19 protein-coding genes are annotated in these 19,564 nt (G+C 63.7%); 8 read left to right on the top strand and 11 right to left on the bottom strand.

Features of this window, described 5'->3' with window-relative positions:
• Positions 1–25 precede the first annotated feature (25 nt).
• Complete coding sequence (locus tag RH858_RS05585; RefSeq protein WP_310561313.1) at positions 26–340, bottom strand: ASCH domain-containing protein; 315 nt, start codon at positions 338–340, stop codon at positions 26–28.
• Positions 341–495: 155 nt separating this feature from the next.
• Here RH858_RS05585 and RH858_RS05580 point away from each other — a divergent pair, with 155 nt between their 5' ends.
• The 3 genes from RH858_RS05580 (at position 496) to RH858_RS05570 (ending at position 3,110) form a co-directional block, all read left to right on the top strand.
• Entirely contained in the window at positions 496–1,416 is a 921-nt protein-coding gene (locus RH858_RS05580; protein WP_259535716.1) for a DUF5995 family protein, read from the top strand.
• A gap of 339 nt (positions 1,417–1,755) precedes the next feature.
• Positions 1,756–2,322: an OsmC family protein gene (locus RH858_RS05575; RefSeq protein ID WP_310561312.1), complete on the top strand. Its 567-nt coding sequence runs from the start codon at positions 1,756–1,758 to the stop codon at positions 2,320–2,322.
• A 20-nt stretch (positions 2,323–2,342) separates the two neighbouring features.
• Positions 2,343–3,110, top strand: coding sequence for a methyltransferase domain-containing protein (locus RH858_RS05570; protein ID WP_310561311.1), 768 nt, complete (start codon positions 2,343–2,345; stop codon positions 3,108–3,110).
• A gap of 31 nt (positions 3,111–3,141) precedes the next feature.
• On the opposite strand, the gene RH858_RS05565 is transcribed toward RH858_RS05570, so the two are convergent.
• From RH858_RS05565 to RH858_RS05535, 7 genes are all read right to left on the bottom strand, one after another.
• On the bottom strand, positions 3,142–3,978 hold the full coding sequence (locus RH858_RS05565) for a class I SAM-dependent methyltransferase (RefSeq protein ID WP_310561310.1): 837 nt from the start codon (positions 3,976–3,978) through the stop codon (positions 3,142–3,144).
• A 16-nt stretch (positions 3,979–3,994) separates the two neighbouring features.
• Positions 3,995–4,402: a hypothetical protein gene (locus RH858_RS05560; protein WP_259535724.1), complete on the bottom strand. Its 408-nt coding sequence runs from the start codon at positions 4,400–4,402 to the stop codon at positions 3,995–3,997.
• A gap of 303 nt (positions 4,403–4,705) precedes the next feature.
• Positions 4,706–5,974 (bottom strand): histidinol dehydrogenase, encoded by a 1,269-nt coding sequence (gene hisD, locus RH858_RS05555; RefSeq protein ID WP_259535726.1) that lies wholly within the window; start codon positions 5,972–5,974, stop codon positions 4,706–4,708.
• A 72-nt stretch (positions 5,975–6,046) separates the two neighbouring features.
• Positions 6,047–7,072, bottom strand: a complete 1,026-nt coding sequence (gene purM, locus RH858_RS05550) for a phosphoribosylformylglycinamidine cyclo-ligase (protein WP_310561309.1) — start codon at positions 7,070–7,072, stop codon at positions 6,047–6,049.
• Between the two features lie 106 nt (positions 7,073–7,178).
• On the bottom strand, positions 7,179–7,862 hold the full coding sequence (locus tag RH858_RS05545; protein ID WP_259535730.1) for a metalloprotease: 684 nt from the start codon (positions 7,860–7,862) through the stop codon (positions 7,179–7,181).
• Positions 7,859–9,529: a TraB/GumN family protein gene (locus RH858_RS05540; protein ID WP_310561308.1), complete on the bottom strand. Its 1,671-nt coding sequence runs from the start codon at positions 9,527–9,529 to the stop codon at positions 7,859–7,861. The genes RH858_RS05545 and RH858_RS05540 overlap by 4 nt, the downstream gene beginning before the upstream one ends.
• A gap of 76 nt (positions 9,530–9,605) precedes the next feature.
• On the bottom strand, positions 9,606–9,773 hold the full coding sequence (locus tag RH858_RS05535; RefSeq protein ID WP_259535733.1) for an HEWD family protein: 168 nt from the start codon (positions 9,771–9,773) through the stop codon (positions 9,606–9,608).
• A gap of 123 nt (positions 9,774–9,896) precedes the next feature.
• On the opposite strand from RH858_RS05535, the gene RH858_RS05530 reads away from it, so the two are divergent.
• Both RH858_RS05530 and RH858_RS05525 read left to right on the top strand, forming a co-directional pair.
• Complete coding sequence (locus RH858_RS05530) at positions 9,897–10,217, top strand: EthD family reductase (RefSeq protein WP_310561307.1); 321 nt, start codon at positions 9,897–9,899, stop codon at positions 10,215–10,217.
• Between the two features lie 199 nt (positions 10,218–10,416).
• Positions 10,417–10,572, top strand: coding sequence for a rubrerythrin-like domain-containing protein (locus tag RH858_RS05525; RefSeq protein ID WP_259535737.1), 156 nt, complete (start codon positions 10,417–10,419; stop codon positions 10,570–10,572).
• 44 nt (positions 10,573–10,616) lie between these two features.
• Here the strand turns inward: RH858_RS05525 and RH858_RS05520 are convergent, their stop codons facing one another.
• Both RH858_RS05520 and RH858_RS05515 read right to left on the bottom strand, forming a co-directional pair.
• A complete protein-coding gene (locus RH858_RS05520) occupies positions 10,617–11,537 on the bottom strand; it encodes a DUF368 domain-containing protein (RefSeq protein ID WP_310561326.1) in 921 nt (306 codons plus the stop codon).
• Between the two features lie 60 nt (positions 11,538–11,597).
• Complete coding sequence (locus RH858_RS05515; RefSeq protein ID WP_310561306.1) at positions 11,598–14,810, bottom strand: oligosaccharyl transferase, archaeosortase A system-associated; 3,213 nt, start codon at positions 14,808–14,810, stop codon at positions 11,598–11,600.
• 157 nt (positions 14,811–14,967) lie between these two features.
• Here RH858_RS05515 and aglG point away from each other — a divergent pair, with 157 nt between their 5' ends.
• Entirely contained in the window at positions 14,968–15,948 is a 981-nt protein-coding gene (aglG, locus tag RH858_RS05510; RefSeq protein ID WP_259535741.1) for a glucosyl-dolichyl phosphate glucuronosyltransferase, read from the top strand.
• 15 nt (positions 15,949–15,963) lie between these two features.
• Here the strand turns inward: aglG and aglM are convergent, their stop codons facing one another.
• Positions 15,964–17,328, bottom strand: a complete 1,365-nt coding sequence (gene aglM / locus RH858_RS05505; protein ID WP_310561305.1) for a UDP-glucose 6-dehydrogenase AglM — start codon at positions 17,326–17,328, stop codon at positions 15,964–15,966.
• 524 nt (positions 17,329–17,852) lie between these two features.
• On the opposite strand from aglM, the gene RH858_RS05500 reads away from it, so the two are divergent.
• Entirely contained in the window at positions 17,853–18,629 is a 777-nt protein-coding gene (locus tag RH858_RS05500) for a hypothetical protein (RefSeq protein ID WP_310561304.1), read from the top strand.
• Between the two features lie 108 nt (positions 18,630–18,737).
• On the top strand, positions 18,738–19,562 hold the full coding sequence (locus tag RH858_RS05495) for a MarR family transcriptional regulator (protein WP_310561303.1): 825 nt from the start codon (positions 18,738–18,740) through the stop codon (positions 19,560–19,562).
• Positions 19,563–19,564: the final 2 nt, after the last annotated feature.

The following is a 19,564-nucleotide window of genomic DNA, read 5'->3' as shown; positions in this document are numbered from 1 at the left end:
CACAAGGGACACGCGGCCCCTGTCCCTACTCCAGACGTTCGAACCGATGGCGGACGACCTCGGAGCCGTCGTCCCACTCGAATCCCTCGTGGGCACGCTCGAGCGTCTGTCGATACTGCTCTAGATCGCGGTGCCCCTCGGCCCGGGCGTCGGCGTCAGTGAGGTCGCCGAGCGTCCGCTTTTCGACGGCGACCACCTCGAAGGTAGCGTTCTCGATTCCGAAGGTGTCGCCCTCCTCGGCGTACTGCTGGCCGCGGTGGATCTGTGTGACCTCACCTTCGAGGGCCTGCTGGACCATTCGATCGCTCGGCAACAAGGTGTCGGGATCGATTTCGCTCATGGAGTTAAGTAGGGGCGGATCAACAAAACAGTTCAGGGCGGCAGACCGGCAGGGGCGGGGTCGATACGGGGGCGACATGTGACGGGACGATCGCGCAGAAACTACTTGGCCGTATAGATCGAGTTTGTCCTGATGAAAGATAACAGTGAGTCGAGATGAACGACGCGAGCGTTTCCCCGTGGTGGCTCGACTCCGACGTCCGTCGCCAGTTATGGCGCGGTATCAGACTGGACACGGCTGACTTCGCCGTCGGTGGATCGTCGGATCCGGCCGTGCTTGATCTCGTCACAGAACCGTTTGCGTCCGTCGATGACGTCGCCGACAGACTTGGGGAGCTCGAACGATTGCTCGTCCAGCGGGGGGATCGTCGATCGATCTTTCTCACGGTCTACACGGAGATGACGACACACACGGCCCGAGAGATCGGCGACGGCCGATTCGACGACGCCGAGTGGATGCGGCGCTACCTCGTTTGCTTTGCGGAGTACTACCGCCGGGCGTTCCGCGACTTCGAGACAGGCAAGTACGCTATGGTCCCCGATCCCTGGATCGTCTCGTTCGGGACCGCGGTTCGGGGGGACGCGCTGGTGGTACAGGACGCGTTTCTCGGTATCAATGCACACATCGTGTACGACCTGGCGTTGACACTTACGGACGTGGGTCTGGATCCCGACCGGGAGTCGAAGTACGAGGATCATCGTCGAGTGGACGACACCCTCGCCCGACTCGTTTCGGTCCAGCGGGAACTTCTCGCCGAACGGTACGCACCCGGTCTCTCGCAGGTTGGAGAACGGATGGCCGGACTCGACGAACGGTGGTCTGCGTCGACGCTGCGGAGGGCCCGGGAGACCGCCTGGCGGGCGGCTGTCGTCCGCACCGACACGCGGTGGGGGCCGATCGCGACGGCCACCGACTGGCTGTTGTCCCGGACCGCGACCGGCGGCGCGTCACTCCTGTTGTCTCCGACCGTCAGCCCCTCGACGATGCGGGCCCTCCACGAAGTCGAAGCAGATCAGTTCGACCTCGCGTCGTACGTCCGTGCATTCCACGATCGCTCGACGGCCGAGCTTTCGTAAGCTGTCTCCGTCTCGTTTATCTATCGTCCGTAGTACCGGCCGACTGCCGATTTCCGTCCAAGTACCGGCCGACTGCCGGCTTCGTTTCCTGTTTCGTTCAGGTCACGCACGCGTCCGTTTCAGTAGGTGCAATTCCGTCACCTTGTGAAATATTTGCACGAATTAGCTACACAGTCCTTCGGCCACTATTCTGTAAAGAACAGCGGAGTTCCGCAGAGGATGGGCACCCACAGTTCACAACTACAGTTCGATCCGGGCGTCTGCACGTCGCCGTGCAGTCGAATCCGGGAGGATCGAACTCCCCCTGACGCGTCTCCGCTGTGTACAGAGGAGTTCATCATGGCATCAACGGAACCGACGGAATCGAAGAACGGAGTGGACGTAGAGCAACTCACCGAAACAATCGACGCGATTTCGGAGGACCCATCGGCCGGGCAGTTCCGGTTTTACGCCGAAACCGAATGGACGGACGCGTTGAAATGTGTGACCTCGATCGACGAGTTCGATCAGGCCGGCGAGCGAATCAGAACCCGGGAGTTCCACATCGAGGGTGACGAACCGGAACAGATCCTCGGCGAGAGAACCGCCCCGAACGCCGTCGAACTCCTGCTTGCCGCGCTCGGCTCGTGTCTCAGCGTCGGGTACGCGGCAAACGCGGCGGCGATGGGAATCGAACTCGACGACCTCCGGTTCGAGATGGAGGGGGACGTCGACCTCCGCGGCTTCCTGGGGATCAGCGACGACGTTCGCGCCGGCTACGACGGCGTTACCTGCACCACGTATATACGGGCGGACGCGTCCGAGGAGGAACTCGCCGACCTGCGCGATCGCGTGGAGGCCACCTCGCCGCTCGTCGACAATTTCTCGAACGAGGTGCCTCTCTCGACCGAACTGGTGGTCGAGTGAGATCGAACGAGGTGTGATTCATGACCGAATCGCTGGACACTACGAAACTCGAACGCGAGGTCAAGTCGATGTACCGGGACGTCGCGGAGTCCTCACAGGGGGAGTTTCACTTCGAGACCGGCCGGGAACTGGCCGAACGGCTCGGCTACGATCCCGACGTTCTCGATCGCGTTCCGCGGGAAGCGATCGACTCGTTTGCGGGGGTCGGCTACTACTTCGATCTGGTGGACCTTCGTCCCGGGGAGCGGGTCCTGGATCTCGGCAGCGGGGCCGGGATGGACTGCTTCGTTGCGGCACTCTCCGTGACCGAAACGGGCGACGTCATGGGAGTTGACATGACCGAGGCACAGATCGAGAAGGCGCGCCGGCTCGCCGAGGAGGGCGGGTTCCACAACGTCCAGATTCGGAACGGCCACATCGAGGACCTCGAGTTCGCGGACGAATCGTTCGACGCCGTCGTCTCTAACGGCGTCATCAATCTCTCACCGGAGAAACAGACGGTGTTCGAGGAGGCCTACCGAGTGTTGGAGCCGGGTGGGCGGCTCGCGCTGGCCGACATCGTCAGCGAACGCCAGCTTCCGGACGGGATCAAATCCGACGCCGACCTGTGGGCGGCCTGCATCGGCGGCGCGAGCCAGGTCGACAGCTACACGGAGACCATCGAAGCCGCCGGCTTCGACGTGATGGAACTCCGAGAGAACACCGACTACGAGTTCGTCTCCGAACAGGCCGCCAACGCCTGTGAGAAGTACGGCGTCGCAAGCGTCTCGCTGCTCGCAGAGAAGTAGTCCGACCGGTTCCGTGAGCGGTGATCGCGGTTCAGACCCGCGAGACAGCCAGCATGTGAATCGAGAGGTCCGTTACGACTGGGTCGTCGTTTGTTTCGCGAACGACGTCTTTCAGGGCATCCAGTTCGGCGGTCGATAGCTCCGCAACGTTCTTTCGGATCGTCGCGTCGTGAAACAGCGACCCCAGCCCCTCGAGCCCGACGACCTCTTCGACTGTCAGCCCAGCCTTCGAAAGCAACGCCTTCAACTCGTCTTTCCGGAACAGGTGTGTATCCGTGAACGGCTGTTCGTCGTCGTATTTTGTCAGAAGTCTGCCATCGTAATTGCCGTGATCGAGGAGATCGGGCAGCAGTTCCAGCTGGTAGCCCGTTGCGAGATACAACTGGACGAACCCGAGCAACCCGATCACTGACGCGAACACCGGACCATCCGGCACGGTAACGCGTTGTAGCTCCCGTGCCGCTCGCGTTCGCTGCCGTTTCTCGAGGAGATGCGAGAGTGGCCCGCCGAGACAGCACGTCGCGTCGAAACTCCCGTCGTCTGCTCCGAGATCCGTAATCGATCCCCTGACGACCGACACGGCTTCGGAGACGCCGTTCTCCGCCGTGTATTCCCGGGCAAGTTCGGTCTGACGTTTGCTGAGATCGATCAGGGTCACCTCGTATCCGCGCTCGGCAAGCCAGACCGCGTACCGACCGGCGCCCCCGCCGGCGTCGAGAACCTGTCCGTCAGCCGGTAACTGCTCTCGAAGCGTGGCTGTCGTCGCTTCGAATTCGAGCGAACCGTCGATTCCGGTTTCGAGACGATGCCACTCGTCTCGTCCGTAGGAATCGTAGAATTCGCGTGGGTCCGGACGGTCCTTCTCCATGTCTGTCCCGTCGTCGCTACCGCCGACAGTGTCGGGTGAGGATCGCGTTTTTCGAGCGGAACTGGCCGCCACAGTCGACGCAGGTGACGTGGCTTTCGCCGGGCTCGGTCCGGATCCGATGGTCGCCGAGTTCGAACGGGCGGTCGACGGCGCGGGGGCGGATTCGGCCGGGGATCTGCTCGTCGGGCGATTCGCTGAGATCCGCCCGGAGCTGGATCGTGTTGACGTCCGTCGGCGTCCACCGACCGGAGCCGACCGCGGTCTCCCAGTCGTCGATCTCCGTCCACCCAGTCACGACGACCGGGGATGGCGTGTCGGTGTCGCCGACCACGACGACGAACCTGACGCCGTCGCGAACGAGGGCGAACCGCCAGCCGTCGCTCGTGTTCCACCGGAGTTGGCCTCGTTCGATCGCTTCGCTCACGACCGAGGGGGAGACGTATCTCCCCTGCTGGTGGATTCTGCCGCGGAAATGGTCCGTCTGGGCGTATACGGCGGGATCGCGGACTGGCGGGTCCTCCGGACCGCGGCGAACCGGGGTCGGGGAATCCCCCGTCCGGCGGGGGGAACGCGGCGGTGTACCAACAGTACCCTGCGTACCGATACCGGGCGCCTTTTCAGCACCCGAACGACGCTGTCGGGATGCCACTACCGCCGCATACGGGGTCTCCCGTTAAGTGTATTGTGGCGGTGTGGGGCCTTTTTGCCCTGTTTTGACGTTCGGAGTTCACTCGAACCGCTTGCGGACGCTCTCGGCGTGAGCGCCCAGTCCCTCGGCCTCCGCGAGCGTCGTGATGGTCTCGGAGAGGGCCGAAAGCGCGTCTTCGTCGAGGCGCTGGACCGTCGTCGACCGGAGGAAGCTATCGACCGACAGACCGCCGTACAGCTTCGCGTTCCCGTTCGTCGGCAAGACGTGGTTCGTTCCGGAGGCGTAATCCCCGGCGGCGACGGGCGTGTACGGCCCCAGGAACGCGCTGCCGGCACTTGGAATCCGGTCGAGCATCGCCTCGTCGTCCGCCGCGAGGACGACGAGGTGCTCTGCGGCGTACTCCTCGGCGAACAGCGTCGCCTCGGACATCGACCGGGCCACGAGTACCCCGCTCGCGTCGTGGTCGAACGCCTCCCTGATGATCTCCTCCCGAGTATGGTCGCCGGCCTGGCTCTCGGCTTCGGCTGCGATCTCCTCGGCGAGGTCGGAATCGTCGGTTACGGCCACGACCGAGGCGTTCGGGTCGTGTTCGGCCTGCGTCACGAGTTCGGCGGCGACGAGTTTTGGGTCCGCACTGTCGTCGGCGACGACGAGCACCTCGCTCGGGCCCGCGAGGAAGTCGATCTCGACGTCGCCACGCACTTCGGCCTTGGCGGCGGTGACCCACTTGTTCCCGGGTCCGACGACCTTCTGGACTGCCGAGACCGTCTCCGTCCCGTATGCCAGCGCCCCGACCGCCTGTGCGCCACCGACGGCGTAGACTGCGTCTGCGCCGGCTTCGGCGATCGCCGCGAGTGTCGCCGGGTTCATTTCTTCTGCGGGCGGGGTCGCGACCGCCACGTGTTCGACGCCGGCGACGCGGGCCGGCACGATTCCCATGATCGCCGAGGAGGGATACGCTGCGGTCCCGCCGGGAACGTAGACGCCGGCCCGTTCGATCGGACGGAACCGTCGCCCCAGTTCTCGACCGTCGATCTCCGCCCGCCAGTCGTCGGGCACCTGTCGCTCGTGGAACGTCTCGACGTTGTCGATCGCCGTCCGGATCGCCACGAGCACGTCGTCGTCGACCTCCTCGACGGCTCGCTCCGCCTCGGCGGTGACGTCGATGTTTCCGACGTCGACGCCGTCGAACCGGCTCGAGAACTCCCGGAGCGCGACGTCGCCCTCCTCGCGAACTCTCTCGAGTATCTCGCGGACGTCACCGCGGATTGACTCCACCCCGGCGTCGCGCTCGAAGAACGCCCGCCTGCGCTCGGGCGACAGCGACGCTACCGTTTGTACGTCCATACGTCAGGTGGCGGTCGGGACCGGGAAATCGATTCCGGAAGACGGCGAACCGATTCCCAATTCCCCCCGGTATTACTCTGCTGACAGTTCGATTCCCTCGACAGCGACGCCTTCCCCTTCTTCGACGCGTCCGATCACTCGCCCGTCGGTCGCCGCCGCGAGTTCGTCGGCGCGATCGGCGTCGACGGCGGCGACGAATCCCGTGCCCATGTTGAACGTGGCGTACATCTCCTGGTCGCTGACGTTCCCCTCGCGCTGGACGAACCCGAACACCGGATGGGGGTCAAATGCGTCCTCGATCGCGTATCGATACTCTCCGAGCCGCGTCAGGTTGCGCCATCCCCCGCCGGTTACGTGGGCGGCCCCCCGGACGCCGTGGTCCCGCATCGGCTCCAGCAGGTCGGTGTAGATCCGCGTCGGTTCCAACAGTGCCTCGCCGACCGTCTCGTAGCCCGTAAACGGACACGGATCGGTGTACTCGTGGCGATCGGTCGTCGCCGCCCGTGCCAGCGTCAACCCGTTGGAGTGGATCCCCGACGAGCGAAACCCGACGAGCGCGTCTCCCGCCTCGGCTCCCCCCTCGAAGAGCGCGTCCTTGTGGGCGAGTCCTGCGGCAGTCCCCGCGAGGTCAAGCCCTTTGATCACTTCCGGCATCACCGCGGTTTCGCCACCGACGAGTTCGACGTCTGCCCGTTCGGCCCCCTCCGCGAGCCCCCGACCGACCTGGGCCGAGACGTCGTCGTCCGGTTCGTCGACTGCGAGGTAATCGACGAATGCGACCGGTCTGATCCCGGCGGCGACGAGGTCGTTTACGTTCATCGCGATGCAGTCGATGCCGATCGTCGAGTAGTCCCCGAGCGCCTCCGCGACGAGCAGCTTGGTGCCCACGCCGTCGGTGGCGAGGCCGAGATACCGGTCGCCGATGTCCAGCAGGCCGGCGTAGTCGCCAGCGGTATCACCGACTGCGTCGACGAGCGACGCCGTCGCCGACTCGCTCGCGGCGATGTCGACGCCGGCGTCGGCGTAGGTCAGTTCGTCGTTCCCGGTCGTCTCATTGTTCCCCCGCTCGCCGGAGTTTACGTCGGCGTCGTCGCTCATGCTTCGAGGAGCGACCGGCACCGAGAAAAGGACTCCGTTCCGACGAGCGGGTTCAGACGGGCACATCTAGCAGTTTCGAGGCGGAGCCCCCGACGAGAGCTGCAGTTCAGAAGCTCCCGCCGAAACCGAGCCCGTAGCCGAACACGGAGACGACGGCGATAACGACCGTCGGAACGAAGAAGACGACCCAGACGAGTTTGCTCCACTGGATGACGGTCTTGCCGTCGAGCGGGCCGTACGGGATCAAGTTGAAGGCCGCCAGGAAGATGTTGATCGCAAAGCCCCGGGAGCCGAGCAGCCAGATGAGGTCGGAGCCGAACAGAACGCCGAGTACCATCACCGGAATGAACAGCGCTGTAAGAATCACGTTCGTCACTGGACCCGCGAGCGCGATCAGCCCGTGCTGTCGCAGCGTCAACCGTCCACGATGGACGACTGCGCCGGGGGCGGCGAAGATAAAGCCCAGGAGGGCGCTCATAACCGCAAGGAACAACATTCCGTAATCGGCCTCGAAGGCGGCGACCTGGTCGTAGTGGACTGCGACCACTTTGTGAGCCAGTTCGTGCAACAGGAAGCCGAGTCCGGCCGTAAAGAGGCTCACCAACACGGGGATGACGATCCCGCCGGCGAGCAGCCGGTCGATGTTCGCGGCCCCGCCGACGAAAAACAGCGCGAACGCGACCCCGAGCGCCAGCCACGCGACGAGCAGATCCTGCAGCTCCGACTGGCTGAACTGGAGTTGCCCGATCCGTACGCCGTAGGCGTCGCGTCCGCGACCGTGTCGGCTCATGTGATCGTCCTCCAGATCAGGTCTGCACTGTTTTGAGCCCCACGAACCATCTCCCGACCGACTGCCTCGACACCGCCCAGTTCGGCGAAGAACATCGGAAGCACGTACGTCGCAAACAGGAACGTGGCGATCATGCTCCCGACGTTCGTCATTGCGACGACCATGATGAGCCGGAACAGCGGGACGTCGAACATCTCGGAGACGATCTCGGAGACAGGGCGGGTTTCGTCAGAGAGGATCTCGTTGAGCCGAGTGATGTCACCGACGTTCACTCTGAGGTGACGCAGTTCGGCGTACCCCGCGAACCAGCCCGGCGCAAGCATTGGATTGATCGACGTGAGCCAGGCCACCGCACCGCCGACGCCCGCCGAGGTCCACCGCGCTCCCGCCAGCTTCGCGAGCGAGAACGCAAACACGGCGTTTATGAGGAACCACGCCGCGAACAGCCGCAGCAGGAAGCCGTCCCGGACCCCAGCCATCGCGAGCAGCAGGAAGAAGGCAACGAACCCGATCGAGAAGACCACGCCGATCACCTTGAACCATGGAATTCCCCGCCCCCGTTCGGTGCCGGTGAGCTCCTCCATCGGCGGCAGCGCCTCCGGCTCCCGGAGATAACGTTCGATTCCCGCCTGATGGCCGGCGCCCACGACTGCGACGACGTGGTAGCCGGCTTCCCGAAGTGCGACGAGTTTGTGGGCGATGTAGGCGTCGCGTTCGTCGATGAGCGCCTCCGCCCCGCCCGGGCTGAACTGTCTGAACTCCTCCATCATCATCGACACCACGTCGGTGTCGGTGAGCTCCTCCATCGAGAGTTCCTCGAGGCCGCCCTCTTCGGGGCGATCGTCCTCGAACAGGCCGAGAAACAGCGCTACGACGCCGCCGACCAGAATCCCTGTCGTGATCCCGAGGGTTAGCGAGCCGACCGCGTTGACCACGAACCCGCCGAGATACGCCTCGACGTACGGGTCGACGACTCCCGTCAGGAGAAGGCCGATACCGAGCAGTCCCCCACCGCCGATCGCCGCGAACAGCCGACCGTCGGGTGAGAGGCTCCCGCGACCGAGACGGTCGACGAGATACGCCGCGGCGATCCCGACGAGAGCGGCGCCCGTCACCCGGACAAGCAGCGCATCCGTGACGCCGAATGAACCGCCGAACAGCGCGATGATCGGCCCCGCGACGATTCCGATCGCGAGTCCGAGGACGAGCCCGGCCGCCCGACTGTCGCCGACGCCGAATGCGAGCCCGCCGATCATACGGAGCTTCTCCGTGAGGCTCATCCGGGCCCAGAACCGCTGGATCGTGGTCTGGATCTCGCGATCGACCAGCGCGACATCGAGGTTCAACCCCTCTGCGGTCTCGACTGCCGCCATCATGTCCGCGCCGGGGGTGACATCGAATCGCTCGCCCATCTTCGTTTGCACGTACGAGAGCATCCAGTACGCGAGAAACTGGAAGACGGTGTTGCCGCGCAGCAGATCTGATGCATCCAGGTCTTCGGGGGTTTCCCCTTGCAGCTGGCGGTAGCGCCCTTCGTCGAGTTCGACCGCGACGACGTCGGGTCGTTCGCGGTCGATCGTCTCTTCGACTTCTTCGACGCTCGCCGAGGAGATGTGGGCGGTGCCGACGACCGTGACGCTCCCCTCACGGTCGGCCGTGTCGCTCATTGGGGCGTGGTAAATCCGCAGGCGGTAAACGTGTGTCGAAACGGGAGCCTTCCGACTACTGGGTATCCGTTCGGGACTACTTGTCTACCGGGACGAACGATCCGTTGATGTCCCACTCGTGAATGCAGAACGGCTCTCCCGGGGCGGCACTGACGCGCCAGGACTCGACCTCGTCGTTCCATTCCTCCGTGCGGCCGCAGTGCTCGCACGTACGCAGGGTCGGTTTTCGGACTGTTGCGCCCATAGCTCGAACTGGGATATCTGAATACAAAAACGTGACTCCGGGAGTCGACTCGCGCGAGTGTTACGCCACCGTCAAGAGCTCCCCGCCGATAGAACGAAGGGTCCGGCCCCGGGAGGCGTACGTGTGATCAAACTAGTCGAATTCCTCGTCAAAAAGCCAGACCTCACCCACGACGAGTTCGCCGAGTACTGGCTGGAAACGCACAGTCCACTCGCCGCGGATCTCCCCGGAGTGAAACGGTACGTGACGTCCCTGCCGACCGATCCGGAGAAAAGCGAGTACGACGGCGTTCTCGAACTGTACTTCGAGGACGAGGACGCGCTCTCGTCGGCGTTCGACTCCGAGATCGGCGAGACCGTTCTGTCGGACGCCGAGGAGTTCATCGAGGTCGGCGCTGGACCGAGCATGATCGTCGAAGAGACTGTTCAGGTGGACCGTACTTGACGTGCGCCTACTGACAGCGATAGTGGTCGACGATCGTGGAGAACGCCAATCGGATACGAACGATTATTTGTTATTTATCCAATTATCATGAGTACTGCTACTAAAACCCTCGCCGATTATTAAATTAATATTAATATTACAAGGTATAGCTACGTGTAGTAGGAGAAACGTAAAGTGTTCGCTATTGGCCTGGAATAACGTGACAGTTTACAATTCGCGTATTGATCCGTACGAAGCGACGTACGACTACTACGAGTGTACCGAATGTGGATACAGGGAACTCCCGAGCGACGGCCCCGCGGCGTGTCCGAACTGCGATGGCTGGATGCGTGACATCGCGGTTCCCCGGGAGTGACCGCCTGGAGTGACCGCCTGGAGTAACCGGCCGTTTCAATCCGGTCAAATCGACTGCTCCTCGCTGTAGTAGTCCATGACGCCAGCGTAGTGATCGAGCACGAGGACGATCGCCGCCCCGACGGCTGCAGCAGCGAGAAACGTCGCCAGCACCGACGGCGTCCAGGATCGTCCGGCTTCCGAAAGCGCCAGATCGGCCTGGACGACCGGCGCCCGGAGCGCTCCTGCCACCAGTGCGACCAGGAACGCGAACGTGGCGTTCCGGTAGCGTGCCAGCGCGTATCGGACCCCGTGAGCGACCGTAAAGAGACCGACGACGGCCCCAGAAAGGAAGATGACCACCGGCGGCGCCGTCTCCAGGACTGCGGCGGTTGATCCGCCCATACCCAGTCCGAACAGCGCGTCGACGAACCCTTCCAGCGCCCGCGACATGTACTCGTACTGTCCCAGCAGGATCAACAGTAGCGATCCCGACACCCCCGGGAGAACCATCGCGCTCACGGCGATCGCACCGGCGACGAAGACGAACAGTCCCCCGGTGTCGGCTCCGGCAGCCGTCTCACCCGAGAGGAGAAACGCAGCGAGGAACCCGGAGACTGCGGCGGCCTTCCGTCCTCGGGTGTCCAGCGAGAGGTCCGCAAAGAGGACGATCGCCGAGGCGCCGATCAGCCCGAAGAAGAACGCGAATGTGGCGACCGGGACGGTGTCGAGCAGAAATACGACCGTCCGGAGTACGGTGATGACCGCGGTCATGATCCCGACCCCGAGCGCGAGCAGAAACGGGCCGTCTATCTCGAGGAACGCCGCCCGTGCGTCCGGCAGGTTTCGCGGGTTGAGTCCCGAGAGGAGTCGCCTGATCCGTTCGGCGTCGATCGCCGTGATCGCGGCGACGAGTCGTTCGTAGATCCCCGTAATCAGCGCGATCGTTCCCCCCGAAACCCCCGGGACAGCGTCGGCCGCACCCATGCACGCGCCCTTCAGGAACACCGATACCAGGTTACGGAGCGGGGACGTCACGATCGGGGGTCACCCGACGAGCGTCGGCGCCGCGAGCGATTCGTCGGTGTCGCCGTTCCCGTCGGAATCGTCATCGTCGTTGGTTTCATCGTTGCCGTTCGTTTCGTCGTCACCAGTTGTTTCCTCCTCGCCGTTGGTTTCCTCGTCAGCGCCGTTTTCTTCGTCGTCTTCGGCGGGTGCTTGGCCGAGATCGAGCGCCTCGGGTTCCAGCGTTACGCTGACCGGGTCGGGATCGTCACCGACGACCTGGCCTTCGTGGACGTCGGTCGTGTCGACGTACTGAACGAGCTCCCCGTCCTGCTCTTCGATCCCCTCCTCCATTATCACGTACTCGCCGGTCGCCCGGACGCTCACGTTGGTGTAGCCGTTGTCGGGCCCGTACTCGTCGTAGCCGATCGTCGAGTACGGGACGGTGAACTCGAACTCGCCGTCTTCGTCTGCGGTGGCGTACTGGGTGTAGGTGAACGTCTCGCCGGTGGCTGGCACCTCCATCGGTACCTGCGCGACGACTTCTTCCCCGGGCGTGGCGTTCTCGCCTTCGATCGTCGCACCCGGAACCCGTTCGAACGTCTTCACCCACTGCGGCTGGGTTTCGATCAGGGCATCGGGGGAGAGTCCGGTCATCTGTACAGTCCGCTGGAGGTGATTCACGTACTCCGTGCCGGGGATCATCGCAGACGAGTCGCTCGCCTTCACCAGGCGGTAGTGTTCGAGTGCGGGCACTCTCTCGGAGGGATACGGTCCGACACCACCGATCTGGGCGTTGTCGTTCTCCTCGATGTACTCCTCGGCCTCCTCCATCGTGTCGAACTCGAGGACGAACTCCTCGTCGCCGGTGGGCATCTGTTTGACGTCGATCTCTTCACCGGTTTCGACGTTGGTGTACGTTTGCTCCTCCCACTGGATCACGATCGGGCGCGGATCCTGTGCGCTGCCGTGGTATTCGTAGAGCCGGACCATCAGGCTCTCGTAGTAGCGCTGTTCCTGGACGAACCCGACCGGCTGTGCACCACCTTCCTGTTCACCCTCCTGAATCTGCTGCCACATGGTCGTGTAGAAGTCCTCTCTCTCCAGGTCGGGGTTCTCGTCGTACCAGACGATCGGCGCGCCGAACTTCGAGCCGGGCGTGGTCATCTGGTAGTCGACCATCACGTACCGGGTGTTCTCGCCTTCGTCACTTTGGCGTGCGAGCACGTCACGAGCGTCGTCCTCGCTGGGTGCAAGCAGGAAGTTCGCGGCCTCGGTAGCGTGCTGCTGGAACGGGTTGGCGTTCGATATCCGTTCTCCCCTCGTGGTTATCCAGTGGCCGTAGTCCCACCAGGATTGCACGCCGTAGGCGCCGTCGGGATAGTCGAAGTCGCCGTCTGCCGGGCGTTCGTACGTGCCGTAGTACTCCATCGGGTTGTCGTGTCCTTCGAGTTCGCCCGGATGGGGCGTCTCCTCGCTCATCCAGTCGAGGCTGTCGTCCCACTGGGTGACTGCACCTGGGCCGGTACCGGCACCGGCTGTCCATGCCGGAGTGGCAACCGCCACGAGCGGGACCAGAAGCAGAACGACGACGGTTCCCACGACCATCACCTGCCAGCCCTTGACGTTCTTGAGGTCGGCAAGCGACGGCTCTGCGAGGTCGATCCGGACGAGAAGTTCCTGCAGGAAGTAGGCGGTCAGGACCACGACTACGATTGCGAGATAGTAGTTGAACCGGGTCTGGGTGAACGCCGCACTCGCGATGAACGCCGCCCAGACGACGAGGAACGTCTCCTCGACGTCGTACTCGACCCGATAAAACGCACCGGCGATGATCCCTGCAGCGATCAGAAGACCGACCAGCTGCCAGGCGATCCCGAGGACTCCGCCGATCGCCCCTGGGATCGCGGGAAGAAGCAGGACCGTCCCGATGACCGCGATGCCGGCGACGGCGTAACCGGTGTCGTTGGTGTCGTCGCTTCCGATCAGTGGCTTTGCGAGCAGTGTGACCGCACCCAGCGCGGCGATGAAGAACGCGAGGCCGTACTCCTCGATAATCCGCTCGACGGGCGTCATTCCCTGCTGCTGGAGGACGCTTTCCGCGAGGAACGGTTGCGCTTCGCCGATCGTCCGCGTCTCGGCCCCGGCACTGAAGCCGACTGTCCGAAGGAGGTTCGTCTCGATCGTGCTCCAGGCGTCCGGGAGGACAACGGCGAAGATCCCGACCGAAATCCCGATGAGACCGAGCGTGGCCACCGGATACGCCATCGGCTGGATCTCCCGCTGTTCCCACTGCCGGGCCAGGAACGCGAGGAACACTGCACCGCCGGCGACCGCAAGCGGGAGGAACACCTGGGTGAGCGAATAGTCGGTGACGCCGAACGTGAACCGATCGAGCGGGATCACCATCAACACTCCCGTAACCCCCATCGAAACGGCCGCCGCGAAGGCGGCCGGTTCGGGGCTGTCACCGTGTGCGACGTCGCTGGTCATCTTCAGGACGACGAACAGTCCGACGATACCGACCAGGAGGACGCCGGGTTGCCAGGTGTACATGTACAGCGCGACCAGTACACCGGCGCCGGTCGCCCACTTCGCGGGCCGTTTCAGCGCCTCGGTGTCACGGTCGACGACGAGCTCCCAGACGGGTTTTTCCCGTTCCGCGACGGCGAAGGCGATCAGTAGGCCGATCACCGCAGCGGCCTGGAAGAAGACTTCTGCCGCGTGGTGATCGTAGAACCCGACGAGCGTGTAGCTGAGGAACGTTCCCGGAAGGAGAGCCAACACCAGGATCCCGACGAGGCTCGCGAGCCGGCCGGCGAAACGCCGACAGATGAAATACGTCGGAATCGCTGCTGCCGCGCCGAAGAGGGGTGCCATCACGAGCATCACGCTCATCGCCTGCGCCTCGGTGGGACTCCCGAGCCCGACGAGCAGGATGATCGTCGCGGTGATCTGATCGTACAGCGTCCCGAACTGGCCGACCAGGCGGCCGTACGGGAACCCGGTCCAGACCTCATAGGGCATCGTATTCGGGTAGTTCTCCACGGCGTACATCGTCTCCCGGTAGTGGTACCACGGATCGTTCCCGCGGAAGTACACCTCGCCACCGACGACGAAGTTGTCGTACGCCTGAAGGCGGAACCACAGTATCACGCCGACGAGGAATCCGAGAACCGGAACGTGATAGTACTCCTGGAGGGTTTCGAGGACCGACGTCCCGGCGTCGTCGGTCTCCTCATTCGATTCACTCATTGTTCCCTACGACTGGCAAAAGTCGCATAAGCCTTGTCATCTCTCGTCTTCTGTGGCTGTGCTGTCGTCCACGATCAGCTATCGGCCGGGGGGATATTCCGTTCGACTGCCGGCCGGAAGGAAATTCTTATTCGCTGCAGGCGTGAATCGGCGGCCAATGAAGGTCTCGGTCGTCGTCTGTACGTATTCGATGGATCGGCTGGATCCCTTCTTCGAAGCAGTCGATAGCGTGCTCGCACAGACGTACGACCCGCTCGAGGTCGTTTTGGTCGTCGACGGGAACGAGGAGGTGTTCGAACACGTCGCGGAACGATATGAGGACGAACGCGAAGTGGCGACCGAGTTCACGGGCGATGTCGTGCTCCACTGCAACGAGGAGAATCGCGGGATCTCTTACAGCAGGACGAAGGGTGCAGAACTCGCGTCTGGTGACGTCGTCGCCTTCATCGACGACGACGGCGTCGCCGAACCCGAGTGGATCGAGACGCTGGTGGACACCTACGAGCGCACGGACGCGATCGCGGTCGGCGGCTACGTCGCACCCGACTGGGTGACTGAAAAGCCCGACTTCTTCCCCGAAGAGTTCTACTGGCTCGTCGGCTGTACGGAGCGGGGATTCGCCGACCACATGGAAGAGGTTCGGAACACCTACGGTTCGAATATCTCCTACAAACGGGAGGTGTTCCGTTCTGTCGGCGGGTACGATCCGAACACGGGACGGAAAGGCGACCGACACATCCAGGCCCACGAGGCCCCGGTGGGAATCCGCTTGCGGGAGCGGTACGGGAAAGGCGTCGTGTACAACAGGAACGCGGTGGTACGTCACAAACTGTTCGACTACCGTGGCGAGTTTCGGTGGCTGGTGTTCCGGTCGTTTTGGCAGGGCTACTCGAAACGGATCATGAGCGTCCTCTATCCCGATTCGCAGGGCGACGAGTCGGCATTCCTCGGCAAGCTGCTGTTTTCGTTTCTGCCGGGTCGGCTGTGGTCGCTCGCAAAAGCGCCGGCGGCGGCGAAAGCAAAACAGATCGTCGCGATCGTCGTCTTCACCGCCGCCGTCGGCTTCGGATACCTGTACGGGCTGACGAAAACCGAACGGGAGGTCCTCCGCGAGGAGTCCGGCGACGACGCAGCCTGACAGCGACCCGTTCGATCACCAGGTCAACCCTTCATACGTGATCCCGTCGCGCCGCTCGATGATCCGCCGGCCGTCGATCACCACTGGTTCGGCCATCGCGTCGAATTCTGCATCCAGCGTCGCGAACTCGTCCCAGTCGGTCACGACGACGGTGGCATGGGCGCCCGACAGCGCCGTCTCGGCGGAGCCGGCGGCCTCGAACTCCAGGTGGGGATACCGCTCCCGGATGTCCTCGACGGCGACAGGATCGTACGCGACGACCTCGCCACCCCGTTCGGTCAGCCCCTCGATGACCGGCACCGCTCGGGAGTTGCGGGTGTCGTCGGTGCCCGGCTTGAACGCCAGCCCGAGCACAGCCACCCGCTTGCCGTCGACGTCGACGTGTCTATCCAGCAACTCCAGCAGTCGTTCGGGCTGGTAGTCATTCACCGCGACGGCGGCATCGAGGAGTTCGGGCTGGTAGCCCCGACCGCGGGCGGCCGCCCGGAGCGCGTCCACGTCCTTCGGAAAGCAACTCCCGCCCCACCCCACCCCCGACCGCAGGAACTGCTCGCCGATCCGATCGTCGAGCCCGAGGGCGTCGGCAACCTCGTAGGCGTCGATGCCGTACTCCTTGCAGACGTTGCCGAGTTCGTTTATCAGACTGATCTTGGACGCGAGGAACGCGTTGTTGGCGTACTTGATCATCATCGCGGTCGCCGGATCGGTTCGCACGACGGGGACCGCGTCGGAAAGTAGGGGTTCGAAGACGGCCTCGAGGCGCTCGCCCGCCCACTCGGCGTCGTAGCCGAACACCATTTTGTCAGGGTTCTGGAGGTCCGAAACGGCGGAGCCCTCCCGCAGGAACTCGGGGTTGGTCGCGACCTCGACTTCGAACTGCCCCGGCGCGTCGGCGTCGTCGCTCGAATCCCGAGAGGCGAGTTCCCGGCCGAGCCCGCGTTCGATCGCGGGGGCGACGACCTCCGCGGGGACCGCCGGCGTGACTGTGCTCTTTACCACGACCAGGTGACGGATGGTTTCGCCGTCGGGGACGGCACCCGCCTGTTCGGCTCTGTTGAGCGCCTCGCCGACCGATTCGGCGCCGCTCTCGATCGCGGAGACGTCGACGCTGCCGTCGTCTCTGGAGGGGGTCGGCAAGGCGAGGAACGTGACATCTGCATCGGCGACGGCTGCGTATTCGGTCGTCGCCGTGAGGCTACCGCCGGCGTGTTCGGCGACGAGTTCGTCCAGCCCGGGTTCGTGGATCGGCGATTGGCCGGCGTTGATCGCCGCCACGGGTTCTTCGTCGATGTCGATCGCGACGACCTCGTGGCCGATCTCAGCGAGACAGGCCGCAAGCGTCGTGCCGACGTAGCCGCTTCCGACGATGGTGACCTTCATGGTGTCCGGAACTCGGGCAAACGCAATCAGCCTTCGGTTGTTTGCTGGTGGGTCTTTTAAGCGCGGCTGGGAGTGCCACGTTCGCGCACCTTGTCGTGGTCTCAGCGAGGGATTGTCCCCCAACTGCGTCCTTCTGCCTATCTCTTCTTTCGTTCTGACCTGTTCACGTTCCGCTTTCAGTCGCTCTGTCTTTCAGTCGCTCTGTCTTTCAGTCTCTCTGTGTCTCACTCGCTCTGCCTTTAAAACGAACCGCTGCTCAATTTCTCCGCCTCTCACCTCCCCAGCCGATCGTTCGCTCGGTTCGCGGCTGACGCCGCTCACCTCGCGAACGATCCCTCGCGCGCGGCTGTCTCGGCAACACAGCCTCGACAGCGCGCGCCACTTAAAAGGGTGAGAGTGTTTCGAAGGTGGACATAACAGCACTTTCGTGCGATTACAACCCCCGATTCGTAGACGCGAAACGGCCGGGACGACGGGATTGGGCCATCCGCACCTTTTAAACGGGGGATCGCCTACCAGCCGCCGTGATCGTCGTCGCCACCGAGGACTTCGAACTGTACCACGAGGCGGTCTCCGCGTTGCGGGAGCGCGGCGTCACGTTTACGACCGTCCAGCCGGGCGATCCGCTCCCGGACGGAACCACTGTCGTGCTCACCGGGCGCGACGACGACCTGGATCCCGCGGCGGTTTCGTTCACCGGGGAGCGGGAGTCGCCGCCCGAGATCGTTTGCATCGATCCCGAGGACGTACGAGGCGGGATCGAGGAGGCGCTCTCGATCCTGCGCGGGAACGGCGAACGCACGGTTGTCGGGATCGATTCCGGCCCACGACCCGGGGTGGTAGTCCTGTCGGGAACGACCGTTGTCGCTGCGTTTTCGGTGCCGATTAGCGACGTCGTCGAACTGGTCGCCGAGGAGCTTTCGGACGTCGCAGATCCGGTCGTGCGCGTCGGTGACGGCGACCGTCTCAAAAGTGCCCGGATCGTGAACGAACTCGCGGAGCTGGAGGGCGTCGAGGTCCAACTCGTCGACGAGACCGGAACCACCCCCTACCTCGGTGCCGGCGCTCGTGGCGCCTCCGACGTGCTCGCGGCAGTCAACATCGCACTGCGGGAGGGAGAACCCGTCTCGTCTCGGGAGATCGAACCCACTCCCGGCGAACTCAAGCGCATCAAGACCGCCTCCCGGGAGCAATCCGCGGGGGATCGGACGATCGACGAGGAACTCGCCCGCAGGGTCGCGGGCGGCGAGTTGACGATCGAAGAGGCGCTACAGCGCCATCGAGAACGGGACACGACGTGATCGCTGCCGCGCACTGTGAAGTCGTGTCAGCTTTTCGTTCGGAATTGCTGTCATTTCCTTCCTCGTGAAGGTCCGAATAGTTATCTCGGACACTCACCTACGAACATCATGGTATTAGATAACGTGAAACATAGCGCTGCGGACGGACCCCTCGGTGACATCGCGTATCTCGTCCGTTCCGACCACCGCGTTTCGGTACTCGTGGTGCTTTCGGACTGCCCACAGGGCAGAGACGAACTCTGCGAGAGGACCGACGTTTCGTCGTCAACGATTCGACGAACCCTGGGTGAGTTCGAAAAACGCTCCTGGGTCTGCAAGAACGGACACCAGTACGAAGCCACGCAACTGGGGTCGTTCATCGCCGAGGCGATGCAGGTGCTGATAGACCGGGTCGAAACGGAGCGAAAGCTGCGCGACGTCTGGCACTGGCTTCCCGAGGAATTCGGAGAGCTTTCCGTCGAAACGTGGCCGGATCTCCGGGTGACTGTCGCCGAACCCGACTTCCCGTATCGACCGATAAACCGGTTCGAGTCGCTTCTCCAGGGAACGACCCGGTTTCGCTGTCTCCGTCCCGAGGTCTCCCTGATGGAACCGTGCTTCGGGCTTCTCTTTCAACTGCTTGACGACGAAGCGAACATCACGCTGATCGACAGACGGGCGTGTCATGCGTACTTTCTTTCGACGTATCCCGAGCGGAGTGCAGAGATGATCCAACGGGACACGTTCACCGCCCTGGAGCACGACCGGCTTCCCTCACACGGCATCGGCCTTCTCGATGACCGAGTTACCATCAGCTGCTTCGAGAAGGGCAGCGGGACGGTCCGGGCGTTGATCGACACCGATTCACCGGAGGTCCGAGAGTGGGCCGAATCCGTCTACGCGTCCTATCGGACCGATGCCCGGCCGATCGACATGCACCAGATCGTCGGATAACG

Source organism: Halalkaliarchaeum sp. AArc-GB, assembly GCF_031432225.1.
Taxonomy (GTDB): Archaea; Halobacteriota; Halobacteria; order Halobacteriales; family Haloferacaceae; genus Halalkaliarchaeum.
Note: the sequence above shows the minus strand (reverse complement) of the source record. Positions and strands in the feature narration are given on the sequence as shown.

What these genes read in the sequence shown, in the direction of transcription:
- RH858_RS05585 (WP_310561313.1), bottom strand. Translation starts at nt 340, where the DNA reads ATGAGCGAAATCGATCCCGACACCTTGTTGCCGAGCGATCGAATGGTC.
- RH858_RS05580 (WP_259535716.1), top strand. Translation starts at nt 496, where the DNA reads ATGAACGACGCGAGCGTTTCCCCGTGGTGGCTCGACTCCGACGTCCGT.
- RH858_RS05575 (WP_310561312.1), top strand. Translation starts at nt 1,756, where the DNA reads ATGGCATCAACGGAACCGACGGAATCGAAGAACGGAGTGGACGTAGAG.
- RH858_RS05570 (WP_310561311.1), top strand. Translation starts at nt 2,343, where the DNA reads ATGACCGAATCGCTGGACACTACGAAACTCGAACGCGAGGTCAAGTCG.
- RH858_RS05565 (WP_310561310.1), bottom strand. Translation starts at nt 3,978, where the DNA reads ATGGAGAAGGACCGTCCGGACCCACGCGAATTCTACGATTCCTACGGA.
- hisD (WP_259535726.1), bottom strand. Translation starts at nt 5,974, where the DNA reads ATGGACGTACAAACGGTAGCGTCGCTGTCGCCCGAGCGCAGGCGGGCG.
- purM (WP_310561309.1), bottom strand. Translation starts at nt 7,072, where the DNA reads ATGAGCGACGACGCCGACGTAAACTCCGGCGAGCGGGGGAACAATGAG.
- RH858_RS05545 (WP_259535730.1), bottom strand. Translation starts at nt 7,862, where the DNA reads ATGAGCCGACACGGTCGCGGACGCGACGCCTACGGCGTACGGATCGGG.
- RH858_RS05540 (WP_310561308.1), bottom strand. Translation starts at nt 9,529, where the DNA reads ATGAGCGACACGGCCGACCGTGAGGGGAGCGTCACGGTCGTCGGCACC.
- RH858_RS05535 (WP_259535733.1), bottom strand. Translation starts at nt 9,773, where the DNA reads ATGGGCGCAACAGTCCGAAAACCGACCCTGCGTACGTGCGAGCACTGC.
- RH858_RS05520 (WP_310561326.1), bottom strand. Translation starts at nt 11,537, where the DNA reads ATGGGTGCGGCCGACGCTGTCCCGGGGGTTTCGGGGGGAACGATCGCG.
- RH858_RS05515 (WP_310561306.1), bottom strand. Translation starts at nt 14,810, where the DNA reads ATGAGTGAATCGAATGAGGAGACCGACGACGCCGGGACGTCGGTCCTC.
- aglG (WP_259535741.1), top strand. Translation starts at nt 14,968, where the DNA reads ATGAAGGTCTCGGTCGTCGTCTGTACGTATTCGATGGATCGGCTGGAT.
- aglM (WP_310561305.1), bottom strand. Translation starts at nt 17,328, where the DNA reads ATGAAGGTCACCATCGTCGGAAGCGGCTACGTCGGCACGACGCTTGCG.
- RH858_RS05495 (WP_310561303.1), top strand. Translation starts at nt 18,738, where the DNA reads ATGGTATTAGATAACGTGAAACATAGCGCTGCGGACGGACCCCTCGGT.